The 15,088-nt window shown below is 72.5% G+C and carries 14 protein-coding genes and 1 pseudogene; 3 read left to right on the forward strand and 12 right to left on the reverse strand.

Translation table 11 applies throughout. The features are described 5' to 3' along the window. The first annotated feature begins 260 nt into the window (after nt 1-260). A complete protein-coding gene (locus tag O7632_RS24480; protein WP_278117560.1) occupies nt 261-1,619 on the forward strand; it encodes a CAP domain-containing protein in 1,359 nt (452 codons plus the stop codon). On the opposite strand, the gene mutM is transcribed toward O7632_RS24480, so the two are convergent. The 8 genes and pseudogenes from mutM to rsmD all read right to left on the reverse strand — a co-directional run bounded on the left by mutM (nt 1,595) and on the right by rsmD (nt 7,250). Continuing rightward, a complete protein-coding gene (gene mutM / locus O7632_RS24485) occupies nt 1,595-2,506 on the reverse strand; it encodes a bifunctional DNA-formamidopyrimidine glycosylase/DNA-(apurinic or apyrimidinic site) lyase (protein ID WP_278117561.1) in 912 nt (303 codons plus the stop codon). The genes O7632_RS24480 and mutM overlap by 25 nt on opposite strands. Before the next feature lie 274 nt (nt 2,507-2,780). Next, a pseudogene (gene rnc / locus O7632_RS24490) lies at nt 2,781-3,482 on the reverse strand (ribonuclease III); the annotation flags it as partial. Further along, nucleotides 3,479-4,450 (reverse strand): phosphate acyltransferase PlsX, encoded by a 972-nt coding sequence (locus O7632_RS24495; protein ID WP_278117563.1) that lies wholly within the window; start codon nt 4,448-4,450, stop codon nt 3,479-3,481. The gene O7632_RS24495 and the pseudogene rnc, both read right to left, overlap by 4 nt. A gap of 100 nt (nt 4,451-4,550) precedes the next feature. Beyond that, nucleotides 4,551-4,724, reverse strand: coding sequence for a 50S ribosomal protein L32 (rpmF, locus tag O7632_RS24500; protein WP_278117565.1), 174 nt, complete (start codon nt 4,722-4,724; stop codon nt 4,551-4,553). 4 nt (nt 4,725-4,728) lie between these two features. Beyond that, nucleotides 4,729-5,292, reverse strand: coding sequence for a YceD family protein (locus O7632_RS24505; RefSeq protein WP_278117567.1), 564 nt, complete (start codon nt 5,290-5,292; stop codon nt 4,729-4,731). A gap of 198 nt (nt 5,293-5,490) precedes the next feature. Beyond that, the gene (locus O7632_RS24510) at nt 5,491-5,988 is read right to left on the reverse strand and encodes a hypothetical protein (RefSeq protein WP_278120349.1); all 498 of its coding nucleotides are present in this window, start codon (nt 5,986-5,988) and stop codon (nt 5,491-5,493) included. A gap of 213 nt (nt 5,989-6,201) precedes the next feature. Continuing rightward, complete coding sequence (gene coaD / locus O7632_RS24515) at nt 6,202-6,690, reverse strand: pantetheine-phosphate adenylyltransferase (protein ID WP_278117569.1); 489 nt, start codon at nt 6,688-6,690, stop codon at nt 6,202-6,204. After that, nucleotides 6,687-7,250, reverse strand: coding sequence for a 16S rRNA (guanine(966)-N(2))-methyltransferase RsmD (gene rsmD / locus O7632_RS24520; protein ID WP_278117571.1), 564 nt, complete (start codon nt 7,248-7,250; stop codon nt 6,687-6,689). The genes coaD and rsmD overlap by 4 nt, the downstream gene beginning before the upstream one ends. Before the next feature lie 301 nt (nt 7,251-7,551). Between rsmD and O7632_RS24525 the strand changes: the two genes are divergently transcribed. Then, entirely contained in the window at nt 7,552-8,760 is a 1,209-nt protein-coding gene (locus O7632_RS24525; RefSeq protein WP_278117572.1) for an LPXTG cell wall anchor domain-containing protein, read from the forward strand. 138 nt (nt 8,761-8,898) lie between these two features. On the opposite strand, the gene recG is transcribed toward O7632_RS24525, so the two are convergent. Both recG and O7632_RS24535 read right to left on the reverse strand, forming a co-directional pair. Further along, nucleotides 8,899-11,142: an ATP-dependent DNA helicase RecG gene (gene recG, locus O7632_RS24530; RefSeq protein ID WP_278117574.1), complete on the reverse strand. Its 2,244-nt coding sequence runs from the start codon at nt 11,140-11,142 to the stop codon at nt 8,899-8,901. A 40-nt stretch (nt 11,143-11,182) separates the two neighbouring features. Beyond that, nucleotides 11,183-12,955: a DAK2 domain-containing protein gene (locus O7632_RS24535; RefSeq protein ID WP_278117575.1), complete on the reverse strand. Its 1,773-nt coding sequence runs from the start codon at nt 12,953-12,955 to the stop codon at nt 11,183-11,185. 261 nt (nt 12,956-13,216) lie between these two features. Here O7632_RS24535 and rpmB point away from each other — a divergent pair, with 261 nt between their 5' ends. Continuing rightward, nucleotides 13,217-13,411: a 50S ribosomal protein L28 gene (gene rpmB / locus O7632_RS24540; RefSeq protein ID WP_123600473.1), complete on the forward strand. Its 195-nt coding sequence runs from the start codon at nt 13,217-13,219 to the stop codon at nt 13,409-13,411. A 123-nt stretch (nt 13,412-13,534) separates the two neighbouring features. Here rpmB and O7632_RS24545 read toward each other — a convergent pair whose 3' ends face one another. Both O7632_RS24545 and O7632_RS24550 read right to left on the reverse strand, forming a co-directional pair. Next, nucleotides 13,535-14,008 (reverse strand): GNAT family N-acetyltransferase, encoded by a 474-nt coding sequence (locus O7632_RS24545; RefSeq protein ID WP_278120351.1) that lies wholly within the window; start codon nt 14,006-14,008, stop codon nt 13,535-13,537. An 83-nt stretch (nt 14,009-14,091) separates the two neighbouring features. Continuing rightward, nucleotides 14,092-15,030: a thiamine-phosphate kinase gene (locus tag O7632_RS24550; protein ID WP_278117577.1), complete on the reverse strand. Its 939-nt coding sequence runs from the start codon at nt 15,028-15,030 to the stop codon at nt 14,092-14,094. Nucleotides 15,031-15,088: the final 58 nt, after the last annotated feature.

Consider the following 15,088-nt stretch of genomic DNA (forward strand, 5'->3'; position numbering starts at 1 on the left):
ATCCCCACATCATCTACCGAACCTATCGCCCAAAAGGTACGAAGGGTGGCGGTTTTGCGGCGCAGGTCACACCAGCAACGCCACCAACTCGCGTGGAGGTCTGTCCGCCTTATCTCTTCCTTAGGCGGATCGCCGGAGTTCCTTAGCCGGATTGCCGAACGTCACAGTGGTCCGTAGCGTCGCACCCGGCCCGGCCGCGATCGACGGCGAACCCCGCCCTGGCGACGAAGCCCACAGCTCATCTGACGGAGGAACCGACGTTGTACCGGCGGATCGACCCGGGTGACGACTCCGCCCAGGGCAGGACGTCACCGTCACCGACCGACCAGCGCCTCCCCGGTACGGGTGGCGACCGACCGGGTGACGACGGCGGCTGGGACACCCGGTCGCTCGGTCAGACGTCCTGGCGCGACCATCTCGACGCCGGCTGGCGCGGTCCAGACGGCCAGCGCGGGCACGACCCGGCCCAGCTGGACGAAAACCAGCACCTGGGGCACGATCAGCACCCGTACCCGGATCAGCACCCGCACGTCACACACCTCGGCCCGGAGCCGACCGGCGAGGCCTGGCCCGCTGAATGGCCTGACACGCCGGGTTGGCTCGCTGCCGACGCCGCCGAGGACACCGCGCGCCATCCGGCCGAGGGCGACCACGCCGAGAGCCACGACGGCCACGACGGCCATCCCGACCACGACCCGGATACGGCCGCGCTCACCCCGGCGGTTCCGTCCGGTGCCGCCGACACGAGCCGGGCTGCGAGGCGACGTGCCGCCCGCCTGGCCGGCGAGCCGACGTCGAGCCGTACCGGCCGGCCGGGTGACCGTAGACGGTTCGCCCCGGGCCCGATCGCACTGGCCACGCTCGTGGCCGTACTGCTGGTGGCCATCGGCGGCGGGGTGGCGATGATGCGTGCCGGGCTCGCCGACGGCTCGGGGGACGGCACCGGACCGGCCACGGTGGCCGCCGACGACACCCGGGCTCCAACGACCGACGAGACCGACGGCGGCGACGGCGAGCCGGAGATCGGCGAACCGGAGGTACTGGGTGTCGAACTCGGTCCGGCACCGACTCCCAGTCCCACCCCGGCCCCCAGCACCGCTGCCCCGACACCGGCGGCGCCCGACCGCGACGCTTCCGAGCGCCCCGCTCCCGACCCGACCACGCCGACTCCGTCGAGACCGACCACGGCCGCACCGGGCGGTGCCGGCCCCGCACCAACTGCGGCGGGCGGTGGTGACGACGTCGAGCAGCAGGTGTTGGCTATCGTCAATGCCGAACGTTCCGCCAACGGCTGCGGCGAGGTCGTCGTCAACTCCCGGCTGTCGGAGGCCTCCCGGCTGCACAGCGAGGACCAGGCCGCGACCGACACCATGTCGCACACCGGCAGCGACGGCAGCGATCCGTGGCAGCGGGCGCAGCGGGCCGGATATCAGCGCGCCATCGGCGAGAACGTGGCGGCGGGTTACCCCACCGCGCAAGCGGTGATGGACGGCTGGATGAACAGTCAGGGACACCGGGCCAACATCCTCAACTGCGAGGCGGTGTCCATGGGAGTCGGCACCGCCAAGGCGGCCGACGGCACCCTCTACTGGACTCAGATGTTCGGCGCGGTGGCGTAGCCGGCCGGTCGCGTCGGCACGCTCCGTGGACGGGGCTGGGGACGGATCTGCGGGCGGGGCTGGCAGCGCGGACAGCTGAACGACGATCGGTTCATGAACGCCTCGCGGCGAATCGCCGCGCCGCAGCGGCGACACGGCCGGCCTTCCTGGCCGTAGACGCTCAACGACCGGTCGAAGTAGCCGCTGCGCCCGTTCACGTCGACGTAGAGCGCGTCGAAGCTCGTACCGCCCTGCACGATGGCCTCCCGCAGCACGTCCCGGACGTGGCCCAGCAGCCGGACCACCGCCGGCCCGGTGAGCCGGTCGGTGGGCCGGGCACCGTGCAGTTCGGCCCGCCACAGGGCTTCGTCCGCGTAGATGTTGCCGACGCCGGAGATCAGGGTCTGGTCCAACAGCGCCCGCTTGACCTCGGTACGACGACGGCGGAGCGCCGCCACGAAGGCGGTATCGGAAAAATCCGGATCAAGGGGATCACGGGCGATGTGCGCGATCTCCGCCGGCAACTCGGCACCACCGTCGGAGACCGACAACCCACCGAACGTACGCTGGTCGACGAAACGCAGCTCGGGATCACCGTCGGTGAACCGGAACCGGATCCGCAGGTGTGCCTCGTCGTCGGCGGTGGCCGGTTGCAGCAGCAACTGTCCCGACATGCCGAGATGGCCGACCACCGCGTCGCCGCTGTCCAGCGGTAGCCAGAGGTACTTTCCGCGCCGGCACACGTCGAGCACCCGTCGATCGACGAGCACCGCGGCGAAATGCGCGGCACCGGCGGCGTGCCGGCGCACCGCCCGAGCGTGCAGCACCTGTACGGCCGCGAACCGCCGCCCGACGATCCAGCCGGCCAGGCCCTGCCGGACCGTCTCCACCTCGGGAAGTTCAGGCATCGGCGCCGTCCTCGGGCCGATCGCCGCCAGCACGATCGCCGTCAGCGCGATCCTCGCCGGACGGCTCGACCCCCGGCTCAGTCCCGGCAGCACCGGACGGCGCGACCTCCGCCACACCGGACGGCGCGACCTCCGCCACACCGGACGGCACGACCTCCGCCACACCGGACGGCACGACCTCCGCCACACCGGACGGCACGATCTCCGACGCACCGGGCGGCGGGGTGCCGGGGACCCCGGACGGCGGGGTCACCTCCGGGTCGGCCACCTGCGCCGACAAGGTCCGCCACGCGGCCTCGGCGGCCCGCTGCTCGGCTTCCTTCTTGCTGCGTCCCTCGGCACCGCCGTACCGGATGCGGGCGACCACCACCCAGGCGGTGAAGGTCTTCGCGTGGTCCGGCCCGGCGTCGTCGATGCGGTACTCGGGCACACCGAGCCCGAGGGTCGCGGTCAGCTCCTGCAGGCTCGTCTTCCAGTCCAGCGCCGCGCCCCGGCGGGCGGACTCGGCCATCAGCGGGTCGAACAGCCGGTGGATGACGATCGACGCGGTGTCCAGGCCGTACTGCAGATAGATGGCACCGAGCAACGCTTCGAGGGTGTCGGCCAGGATGCTGGCCTTGTCCCGGCCCCCGGTGCTCTCCTCGCCCTTGCCCAGCAGCAGGTACGGGCCGAGCCCCTTCGGGCCGAGCGAACGCGCCACGTCGGCCAACGCCCGCATGTTGACGACGCTGGCGCGCAGCTTCGCCAGCTGACCTTCCGGCAGGTCAGGGTGGTTGTGGAACAACGCCGAGGTGATCACCACGCCGAGCACCGAGTCACCGAGGAACTCCAACCGCTCGTTGGTCGGCAGGCCGCCGTTCTCGTAGGCGTACGACCGGTGGGTCAGCGCGCGTTCCAGCAGATCCGGTTCGAACGCGACGCCGAACGCCGCTTCCAGGTGGGCGACCGCTGGCCGCCGGGACTGGTTGTTGCTCATGCCGTTACCTCGTCTACGTCTGCGTCTGCGAGCAGCCTGGCGGTGGTGGCGGTCACGTCGCGGCGGTGCAGGCTGGCCGCGAGGGCGATGCCGGAGGCGAGATCGGCGGCGGTGGCGGCGCCGTGGCAGACCACCGCCGTACCGGCGACGCCGAGCAGGGCGGCGGCCCGGGGCGCGATGTCACCCGGCTCGGGGCCACCGGCCATGGCGTACGCGCCTTCGATGCCTTTGAGTAGCACGTTGCCGGTGAATCCGTCGGTGACCACGACGTCGGCCCGGCCACCGAGGGCCACCTCGTGTCCCTCGACCAGCCCGACGTACCGGCCTTCGCCGGGTAGGGTGACGGACCGTAGTAGGACCTCCGCACCGCGCCGGGCCCGGTCGCCCTTGCCGCTTTCGGTGCCGATGGAGAGCAGCCCGACCCGGGGCCGGCGGTGAGTCCCGGTAGCGACGGCGTACGCCGCGCCGAGCACGGCGTGCCGGGCCAGGGTCGCCGGTCGGGCCTCGACCGAGGCGCCCACGTCGAGCAGCAGCACCGGTCCGGCGACGGCCGGCAGGGTGGCGATCAGGGCGGGACGGCGGACCAGCGGCAGGCGGCCGAAGCCGAGGGCCGCGGCGGTGACCGTGGCTCCGCTGGGTCCGGCGGACACGACGGCGTCGGCGGCACCGTCGGCGACGGCGGCGACACTGGCCTGGGTGGTGGTGCCGGCCCGGCTGGCCCGTACCGCCGGGTCGGTCATCCGTACGGCCTCCCGCACGGACCGTACGGTGATCCGGCGGCGGTCGTCGACCGGGAGCGCGGCGACCAGCTCGTCGGCCGCCTCGTGGGGGCCGACGAGCAACAGGTGAAGATCGGGATCGGCGCGGCAGGCCCGCAGAGCGCCGTCAACCACGACGGCGGGTGCCCCATCCCCGCCGAGGAGGTCGACGGCGATCCGCGCGGTGCCCTGCTCCGAAACGGTGCTCACCGGTTCGCGCCGGTCGGCACGTCCGGAGGCAGGCGCACCAGGCGTTCGCCCGAAGGCTCGCGCCGCCCGATCAAAGATCGGCGGCGTCACGACGACCGGATCAGACCTCGATGACCTGGCGGCCGTTGTAGGTGCCGCAGACGTTGCAGGCGGTGTGCGGCAGCTTGGCGGACTTGCACTGCGGGCACTCGACGGTCACGACCGCGGTGGTCTTCCACTGGGACCGGCGGGACCGGGTGTTGCTGCGGGACATCCGGCGCTTGGGAACGGCCACGTCGTTACTCCTCTTGGCGGGTCAGTTGCGTCAGGCCGGCCCATCTCGGGTCGACCTGCTGGTGGCTGTGGTCGTCCGGCAGTTCGTCCCAGTGCACCCCGCATTCGGAGCACAGGCCCGGGCAGTCGCGCCGGCAGAGCGGGTTGGTCGGCAGCGCGAGCACCACCGCGTCCCGCAGCGCCGGCTCCAGGTCGATCAGATCGCCCTGCAACCGGCCCACCTCGTCGATGTCGGTCGTCTCGTCCGTGGTGCTGTTCTCGTACGCGTACAGCTCCTGGATCGGGACGGTCAGCGACTCGCTGATCGGGCGGAGACACCGCCCGCACTCCCCGGAGACCGGTCCGGAGACCGTCCCGGAGACCAGCACCCCCTCGGAGACCGACTCGAGCCGCAGGTCCAGGCTCAGGTCGGCACCTTCGGGAACGCCGTTCATTTCCAGTCCGAGGTCCGCCGGTGCCGGGACCACCCGATCGACGGTACGCAACGAGCCAGGTCGGCGCGGCAGCTCCCTCGTATCGAGGACCAGCGGCGACCTGGGGTTGAGTTTGTTCGACGAGTGATTGCGCATAGTTGGACTCCGGCCTGGTAGAGGCCGACAAAGCAGGTTACCCGAGCGGCGACGTCAGCGTCGAATCGGGGCGGGCCACGCCCCCGACACGTCGGGTCGGGGGAGCCCCGTTACCGGGCCGCCGGGCCGCCGGCCCGGCGGCCCGAACCGGCCGTACCGGGCCCGACCCCGGCCCGACCCCGTACCGGGCAGAACCGGTCAGAACGGCAGGGGTCGCTCGTTTTCGTCGCCGGAGAAGGTGCCGATCTCCCGCAGCGCGTGCATCTTGTCCCGGCCGCGTTCGATCGAGGCGAGTGCCCGGGTGAGGAACTGCTCGAAGTTGGCCAGGGCCGTGTCGACGTAGTCGTCGACCTCGGCGCGCAACCGCTGCGCCTCGGCGCGGGCCTCGGCGACGATCCGGGCGCCCTCGTGCTCGGCAGAGACAGTGATCTCGTTCACCGACACCAGTCGGGCGTGCTCGGCCTCACCTTCGCCGATGATCCGGTCGGCCTCCCGCTTGCCGGCGTCCATGATCTTGTCGCGTTCCTCCAACAGGGCGGCGGCCCGGCGGATGTCGGCCGGCAGCTCGGCCCGGAGCTGGTCGAGGATGCCGATCATCTCGGCCCGGTCGATCATGCAGTTGTTCCGGGACATCGGAACGGCCCGCGCGGTCTCCACCATCGCGATGATCTCGTCGATGCGGTCGAACGGATCCACCAGCATCTCACTCCCTGTCGTCGGTGGGTCGACCCATGATGGCAAGGCCGGACCAGAACGTCATCATCGCGCAACCGTGCCGGATCGGCGCTCCACCAATGATGCGGTCGGGGGCGACGGACGGTCCACCCACACCCGTCAGCGGCGCGTCGCGGTCGCCGGCCGGGTCCCGACGCGTGGCGGCCGCGCGGCAGGCCCGCGCCGCCGGCCGGGTCAGGGCTTCGGCGGTACGGTCACTCGGGCGAGCAGCCGGTCGGCGACCACGTCCGGCAGGTGCGCCGAGACGTCACCGCCCCACTTGGTGACCTCCTTGACCAGACTGGAGGAAAGGAACGAATACAGCGGATTGGTGGGCATGAAGAGGGTCTCCACCCCGGCCAGGCCGATGTTCATCTGCGCCATCTGCAGCTCGTAGTCGAAGTCGCTGACCGCTCGCAGCCCCTTGACCACGACCGCCGCTTCCTGCGCTCGGCAGAAGTCCACCAGCAGGCCACGGAACGATTCGACCCGTACGTTGCGGTAGGACTCGGTGACTTCGCGGAGCATCGATATTCGCTCGTCGATGGTGAACAGCCCCGCCTTGGACTGGTTGATGAGGACTCCGACGATGACCTCGTCGAACAGTCGGCTGGCCCGGCCGATGATGTCGAGGTGACCGTTGGTGACCGGATCGAACGAGCCGGGACACACCGCACGTCTCATGATCGCCGACCGTACCAAAGCATTGTCTCGCCGTAACGCCGCCCGCGCTCGGCAGTGATGCCTTCCACCCATTCCCACGCCGGCCCCCGGGCGGACCGTTCGACCACCACCACGGCGTCCGGTGCCAGCCACCCGCCGGTGACCAGGGCGCCGAGCACTCGACGTACCTCGTCGTCGGTGACCGCGTACGGCGGGTCGGCGAAGATCACGTCGTAGCCGCCGCCGTCCGGCGGCGTGGCCAGGGCGGTGGCGACCTTCGCGGTGATCAGGCGTACGTCAGGTCCGGCCCGTAGCGTGGCGATGTTGTCCCGGACGGTACGGGCGGCCCGCGCGTCGGACTCGATCAGCAGGACGTGGGACGCGCCCCGGGACAGCGCTTCCAGGCCGACCGCGCCGGAACCGGCGTAGAGGTCGGCGAAGCGGGCACCGGGCAGGTCGACCATGGTGCCGAGGGCGCTGAACAACGCCTCGCGGACTCGGTCGGCGGTGGGTCGGGTGCCCGCTCCCGGTGGCGCGGTGATCCGGCGCCCGCCCAGCCGGCCGGCGATGATCCGGGTCATGACCAGAACGCTACGCGATCAGATGAGCGGCTCCCCCGCCGGACGGACGACCGTCGGACATCACTCGTGACCAGCATCGGGGGCACTCTTCGTATATCAATTGTCTCGAATAGACAACATCACTCTTAGCTCGACCTGTGGGTCACTACGGGACTTCAGGAACCGCTAAGGTCGGGCGCTGTGCCGGCGTGAACTCGCCGGACGCGCGACGCGAGGAATCGTCGCACCGGCCGCTCGACCGCATCCGACACCGGCCGTCCGCCCCGCGTCGCGCCTTGATACCCCTCACCCAGGAGTACCTGTGAACCGTCTGAAGTCTCCGCTTCGGCGCGCCTTGGCCCTCGCGGCCGGCGCGACGATCGGCCTGGTCGGTGCGGTGGCTTTCGCCGCCCCCGCCAGCGCGCACTACTCCGTACCGACCGGTAGCGCGGTCTGTGACACCACCACCGGCGAGTGGGTGGTGACCTGGAACGTCGACAGTGAGTGGCATTTCGAGTCGACGCACTTCAAATTCCTGGCCGCCTTCCACCTGCCGGCGAGCACGACGCTCACCGGCATCGAGCGGACCAAGATCCGGGACGGCTACCCGTACCCGGTCGAGGAGACCGTCGTCGGCGAGCAGCGCCTGCCTGGTGACGCCAAATGGGCGACGCTCGGCGTGATGGTCGGCTGGAACGACGGATTCGCCGAGAAGAAGCTGCGCAAGCAGACGATCACCTTCGAGGGTGAGTGCACCACCGAGACCCCCGAGCCGACGCCGACGCCGAGCCCGACTCAGGAGCCCAGCCCTTCGCCGGAGCCGAGCCCCGAGCCGACCGCGACGGCCGAGCCGACGCCGTCGCCGAGCCCGACCCAGGAAGTCCCCACCGTCGCGCCGGCCGCCAGCTACCTGTCCGACTGCGACGGCATGGTCTGGGTGACGCTGAGCAACGGTGAGACCGCCACCGAGCCGGTCGAGCTGGTCGTGTCCGCCGGTGAGTTCAGCGAGTCGTACGTCATCGAACCCGGTGACAGCAAGGAAGACATCGTGGTGCCCGGCGACGCCGGGCCGGTCACGGTGACCGCCGACGGCGAGCCGGTCGGGGAGCCGTACAGCTGGGTCGAGCCGGAAGACTGCGTCGTGCCGGGCGAGCCCGAGGGCGGCTACGAGTCCACCTGTGAGGAGCTGGTCTTCGGGTTCGCCAACCCGGAGGACGGCGAGGAGTTCAGCGTCACGCTCACCCCGAACTCGGGCGACGCGCAGACCGTGACCGTGGCGCCGGGCGTCACCGAGATCGTCGCCTTCCCGGCAGAGGAGGGCCTCGAGGTCACCGTGGTCAGCGAGACGCTCGGGGTCGAGGAGACCATCGCCTGGGAGCAGCCGGAGGACTGCGGCGGTGAAGGCGGCGGCGAACTGCCGGTCACCGGCGCGGCCGCCGGTGGCATCGCCGCCGGTGCCCTGGCCCTGCTGGCCCTGGGTGGCGGCCTGTTCTACCTGGCTCGTCGTCGGCGGATCACCTTCACCGCCTGAGCACGACCACTGCGGATGACCTGAACCGTCATCCGTGACAGCACCGCACGACGGAGGAGCGCCGACCGGTTCCGGTCGGCGCTCCTCCGTCGTTGGGAAACCCGTCCGGATGCCGTCGACCCAGGACCGGACCGCCGGTCAGCCCTTCTCCAGGTATTCGGCGCGCTCCTCGTCGACCAAGGCCGCCACCGCCGCCGCCAACGCCGGCTGCCGGACCAGTTCCGGGTCCTCGGTGAGCAGCTCGATCGCTTCGGCCCGCGCCTGCCCGATCAACTCGCTGTCGCGTAGCAGGGACAGCAGCCGCAGGTGTGAACGCCGGCCCGACTGGGTGGCGCCCAGCACGTCGCCCTCGCGCCGCTGCTCCAGGTCGAGTTCGGCCAACCGGAACCCGTCGGTCGTCGACGCCACCGCGTCCAACCGTTCCCGGGCCGGGCTGCCCTCGACCGCCTCGGTGACCAGCAGGCACAGCCCGGCCGCCGCGCCCCGGCCGACCCGGCCCCGGAGCTGGTGCAGCTGCGACACCCCGAACCGGTCGGCGTCCAGCACCACCATCACGGTCGCGTTCGGTACGTCAACGCCGACCTCGATCACGGTCGTGGCCACCAGCACGTCCAGGTCACCGGCGGCGAAGGCCCGCATGACGGTGTCCTTCTCGTCCGCCGGAAGCCGGCCGTGCAGCACACCGAGCCGCAGCCCGTGCAGCGGGCCGTCGGCCAGCAGCGGCGCCACCTCGGCCACCGCCAGCGGCGGTCGTCGCGAGCCGGTGTCGGAGCTGCCGGCGTCGGTGCCACCGTCACCGGGCGGTTCCTCGTCGTCGGACGCCGCCGCGCCGGATCCCCCCTGGTCACCGATGCGCGGGCAGACCACGTACGCCTGATGGCCGGCGGCGACCTCCTCCCGGATCCGCCGCCAGGTGCGGTCCAGGAACGCCGGCTTCTCGGCGGCGGGCACCACGTGCGAGGCGATCGGCGAACGGCCGCCGGGCAGCTGGGTCAGTGCGGAGATCTCCAGGTCGCCGTAGACGGTCATCGCGACCGTACGCGGGATCGGGGTCGCGGTCATCACCAGCACGTGCGGCGGCTGCTCGGCCTTGGCCCGCAACGCGTCGCGCTGCTCCACCCCGAACCGGTGCTGCTCGTCGACGACCACCAGGCCCAGGTCGGCGAAGTCGACACCCTCGTACAGCAGGGCGTGGGTGCCGATCACGATGCCGGCCCGGCCCTCGCGTACCTCCTCCAGGGCGGCCCGCCGGGCCGCCGCGCCGAGCGAACCGGTGACCAGCACCACCCGGGTGCCGTCCGGGTCGCCGTCCAGTTCACCGGCCCGGCCGAGCGGCCCGAGCAGGTCGCCGATCCCCCGATGATGCTGGGCGGCGAGGACCTCGGTGGGGGCCAGCAGCGCCGCCTGACCGCCAGCGTCGACCACCTGCAGCATCGCCCGCAGCGCGCAGACCGTCTTGCCGGAACCGACCTCGCCCTGCAGCAGCCGGTGCATCGGGTGCGCGGTCGCCAGGTCGGCGGCGATCTCGTCACCGACCCGCCGCTGCCCGTCGGTCAACTCGTACGGCAGCCGTCCGTCGAAGGTGGCCAGCAGGCCGGCGTCCGCGCGGGGCCGGGGCCGCGCCGGCCAGTCGGCGGCGCGCAGCTTGCGCCGCACCAACGTCAGCTGTACGGCGAACGCCTCGTCCCACTTGAGCCGCCGCCGGGCCTGGAACAGCTCTGGTTCGCCGGCCGGACGGTGGATCTGCCGCAACGCGGCGTCCAGCCCGATCAGGTTGCGGGTGGCCCGGACCGCCGCCGGCATCGGGTCCTCGGGCGGGGTGAGCACGTCCAGCACGGTCTTGACGCAGCGGGCGATCACCCAGGTGGGTACGGCGGCGGCGGCCCGGTAGACCGGGATCAGCGCGCCGGCGAACTCCTCCACGTCGCCCTCGGCGGCCACCTCGCCGTCGGCGGCACCGTCGCCGAGCAGCACGTACTCGGGTCCGTTGAGTTGCCGTACGCCCCGGAACTCGGTGACCTTGCCGGCGAACAGCCCCCAGCGGCCGGGTCGCAGGTCGCGTTCCCGCCAGGCCTGGTTGCCGAAGAAGGTCAACGTCAGGGTGCCACCGGAGCCGTCCTCGACGACGACCTCCAGCAGTTTGCCCCGGCGTTGCCGCATCGGCCGTACGGTGGTCCGCCGCACCTGGCCGAGGACGGTGACCTGCTCACCGACCTCCAGGGACCGGATGTCGGTGTGTTCGCCGCGTTCGTCGTAGCGGCGGGGGAAGTGGTAGAGCAGGTCACCGACGGTGTGCAGGTCGAGGTGGTCGGCCATCGCCTTGGCGGTCTTGGCGCCGAGGTTGACGGTCAACGGCGTGTCCAGGGTGCACGGCTGGGTCATTCGACTCCCCATGGCTGTCGTTCGGCTCCCGGTGGCGATGTCATTCGACTCCCACCAGCAGCGGATAGTGCGGCTGCCCGCCGGTGAGGACGTGCACGTCGACGAACGGCCAGGCGTGGCGGACGTGGTCGGCGACGGTGTCGGCGAGCCCGGCCGGGGCCTGCGCCCCGACGACCAGGGTGACCAGTTCACCGCCGCCGCCGAGGAGCTGGTCGAGCAGGTTGCGGCAGGTGCCGGCCAGGTCGGTGCCGATCAGCAGCACGTCCCCTTCGACCAGGGCGAGTACGTCGCCGGGGCGGCAGCGGCCGGCCGTGGTGAGTGCGTCGCGGGCGGCGTAGCAGACCTCGGCGTACCGGCAGGCTCCGGCGGCCTCCGCCATCGCGATCACGTCGTCGTCGAAGCGGCGCCGGGGGTCCCGTACGGCGAGCGCGGCCAAGGCCTGCACCGGGGAGCGGGTGGGGACGACGGCGATGGTGACGCCGTCGGTTTCGGCTTCGCGGGCGGCGAGGCCGGCGACGGCCTGGGTGTCCGGGTCGTTGGGCAGGACCACGACCTGGGTGGCGCCGGTGGCCCGGATCGCGGCCAGCAGCTGCCCGGTGGACGGGCCGGCGGGGACCACGGCCGCGCCTTCGTCGGCGAAGATGGCGGACAGCCCGTCCCCGGCGGCGACGACCACGGCACCCCGGGCGGGTCGCGGCACCGCCGGGTCCGCGTCGGAACGCAGGTCCGCCCCGGGTCGCGGGGCCACGTCGCCGGTCGCCGCCGGCTGGGCGGCGAAGCGGGTCACCGAGATCTGGTACGGCCGGCCGGCGGTGATCCCGGCTTCGATGGCGGCCCCGATGTGCCCGACGTCGACGTGTACGTGCACGTTCCAGGTGGGTGGGTCGTCGCCGGTGCCGACCACGACCAGCGAGTCACCGAGGCGGCGCAGTTCGGCGCGCATCCGCCGCACCGCGTCGGCGGTGGCGTCGAGCAGGAACTGCACCTCGTAGGCGTACCCGCTGGCACCGGTCGGGTGGGGGTGTTCGCCGGAATCGGTGGCGTGGACGGTGCCCGCGCCGGCACCCCGGCCGGCAGCGGTGTCGGGGCCTGGGTCGGTGTCCGTGTCCGTGTCCGTGTCCGTATCCGGGTCGGTGTCCGTGTCGGTGTCGGTGTCGGGGCTCGGGTCGGCACCTGTGGCGGTGCCGTTGGTGACGACCGCCGCCAGGGCGTCCAGCAGCAGGCACAGTCCTCGGCCGCCGGCGTCGACGACCCCGGCGCGGGCCAGCGCCGGCAGCTGCTTCGGGGTGGCGGCGAGTGCCGTGGTGGCGGCGGAGGCGGCGGCCCGGACCACGGTCGGCAGGTCGTCGGATCCGGTCCGGTCGGCGGCCCGCGCGGCGGCGGCGACCACGGTCAGCACGGTGCCCTCGACCGGTCGGGCCACCGCCGCGTACGCGGCGTCGGTGGCGGCGGTGAGCGCGCCGGCCAGGGCGCGGCCCCGGATCACGGCGGTGTCGGTCAGCGCGTCGGCGAGGCCGCGCAGGATCTGCGAGACGATCACGCCGGAGTTGCCTCGGGCGCCGAGCAGCGCGCCCCGGGCCATCAGCCGCAGCACCCGGCCGTGTGCGGTCTGCTCTCCTTCGGAGGAGTTGTCCAGGTCGAGGGCGAGCGCGTGGTGGGCGGAGGTGAGGGTGAGCACCAGGTTGGTGCCGGTGTCGCCGTCGGGCACCGGATAGACGTTGAGGGCGTCGATCTCGCTCTGATGCCGGCGCAGCGCGGCCAGGCCACCCGCGCACCACCGGCGGACGGCGGTGGCGTCGAGGGTGTCCAGCACGGCGATGAGCCTACTGGCGTGCCCCGACAGCTGCCGGAAGGACGGCCCCGACCGGGCCGGTCCGCAGCGGCAGAGCGACGGCGGGGCAGCAGCGTGGGCAGCAGCGGGCAGCGACGGGGCGGGGCGGGGGCGATTGGCCGGGCGGGCGGGGCATCGGGTAACCTGGCCAGGTTGTCTGGGCGGCGTGTCTGTCGGGTCTTCCGGCGTTTCATGTCCCCGCGACCGGCGACCTGATGAACGACACAATCCCAGGAGTATCCCGTGGCTAGCGTGTGCGACGTCTGTGGCAAGGGGCCGGGCTTCGGTCACAACGTGCCGTGGTCGAAGAAGAAGACCAACCGCCGCTGGAACCCCAACATCCAGACCGTGCGCACTCCGGCCGGTGGCGGCAACACCCGCAAGGTGAACGCCTGCACCTCCTGCCTAAAGGCCGGCAAGGTGGTCCGGGGCGCCTGACGCCCTCGCCTTTCGATCTACTCGATTTACCGTCCGTAGCCGCCGGGTCGTCTGACGACCCGGCGGCTACGCGTGTACCCGCGGTCGGTTACGCGGGTGCCCCGGACGTCTCCCCCGGCCGGGTCACAGGTCACGACCGAAGGACAGGCAGCCCGGCGAGTCCCGGTAGTAGCCGAAGTTGGGGATCCGGGCGTACCCGCTGCTGCGGTAGAGGGCGATCGCCTCGGGTTGCTTGTCGCCGCATTCGAGGATGACCCGGCGGCGGCCGTGTTCGGCGGCGGACCGCTCGACCGCGCCGAGCAGCGTGCGGGCCACACCTCGGCCACGGGCCGCGTCGGCGACGTACATCCGTTTGAGTTCGGCGTCGGAGCCGGCGTCGCCGTGGCTGCGCCAGCCGGCGCAACCGACCGGTACGTCGTCGAGGTAGGCGACGAGAAACGTCCCGGCGGGCGGTGCGAAGTCGGTCGGGTCGACCGGGGTGTCGTCGCCGGTGCCGCCGTAGCGGGCACCGAGGTCGGCCATGGCGGCGCGGACCAGGTCCTGGGCCACCGGGTCGGTGTAGGGCACCGGGCGGATGTCGACGCTGGTCCTGAGCAGATCGGTCACGATCCCCAGGGTAGGTCCCGGCGCGGCCGGACCGGGATTCGCCCGGCCGGCTCAGGCCAGCTCCGCTCCGGCGGTCAGCGGAAGTGTTCCCAGCCGGCGGCCCCCTGGTAGGGGCGGCCGTCGATGGTCACGCCCGCGCCTTTGACGACGTGCCCGACGTGCTGCCAGCCTTTCGGCAACGGCAGGTCCTCGGGGAAGGTCGCGGCCAGGGCGTGGTCGTCGCCACCGCCGAAGATCCACTGGTACGGGTCGACGCCGAGCGCGTTGGCGGTGTCGCGCATCTGCGGCGGTACGTCGAAGGCGTCCCGGCGCAGATCGATGCCGACCTGGCTGGCGGTGGCGACGTGGCCCAGGTCGGCGATCAACCCGTCCGAGATGTCGATCATGGCGCTGGCGCCGGCGAGCGCGGCGGCCGGCCCGGCGGCGTACGGCACCTCCGGACGTCGATGCGCTTCGACCAGCAGCTTCGGTGACCGGAACCCGCGCGACAGCACCGTGTAGCCGGCAGCGGCGTACCCGAGCCGGCCGGCCAGAGCGACCACGTCCCCGGCGTGGGCGCCGCCGCGCAGCACCGGGTCGACGCCGTGCAGGTCACCGAGGGCGGTCACCGCGATGGTCAGCGTCGGACTGGCCGACATGTCCCCGCCGACCACGCTGGCACCGACCAGGGCGGCTTCCGCCGACAGGCCGGCGGCCAGGTCCTCGGCCCAGCCGGCGTCGGTGTCCGGCGGGGCGCAGAAGGCCACCAGCAGCGCGGTCGGCACCGCCCCCATCGCCACGATGTCGGCCAGGTTCGCTGCGGCGGCCCGATGCCCGACGTCGACCGCGCTCGACCAGTCCCGCCGGAAGTGGCGGCCTTCGACGAGCACGTCGGTGGAGGCGACCACCCGGCCGTCGGAGGCGGCGACCACGGCCGCGTCGTCGCCGGGACCGAGCAGAGTGGCGGCACCGGGCCGCAGCCGCGCGGTGACCCGAGAGATGAGCCCGAATTCACCCGCCCGTGCCACATTCACCGGTCCACCTCGTCCATCGTCGTCTCCACTCGGGCACCGTCATGAATCCGGCCTGCTC

It is taken from the genome of Solwaraspora sp. WMMD406, assembly GCF_029626025.1.
Classification (GTDB): Bacteria; Actinomycetota; Actinomycetes; order Mycobacteriales; family Micromonosporaceae; genus Micromonospora_E.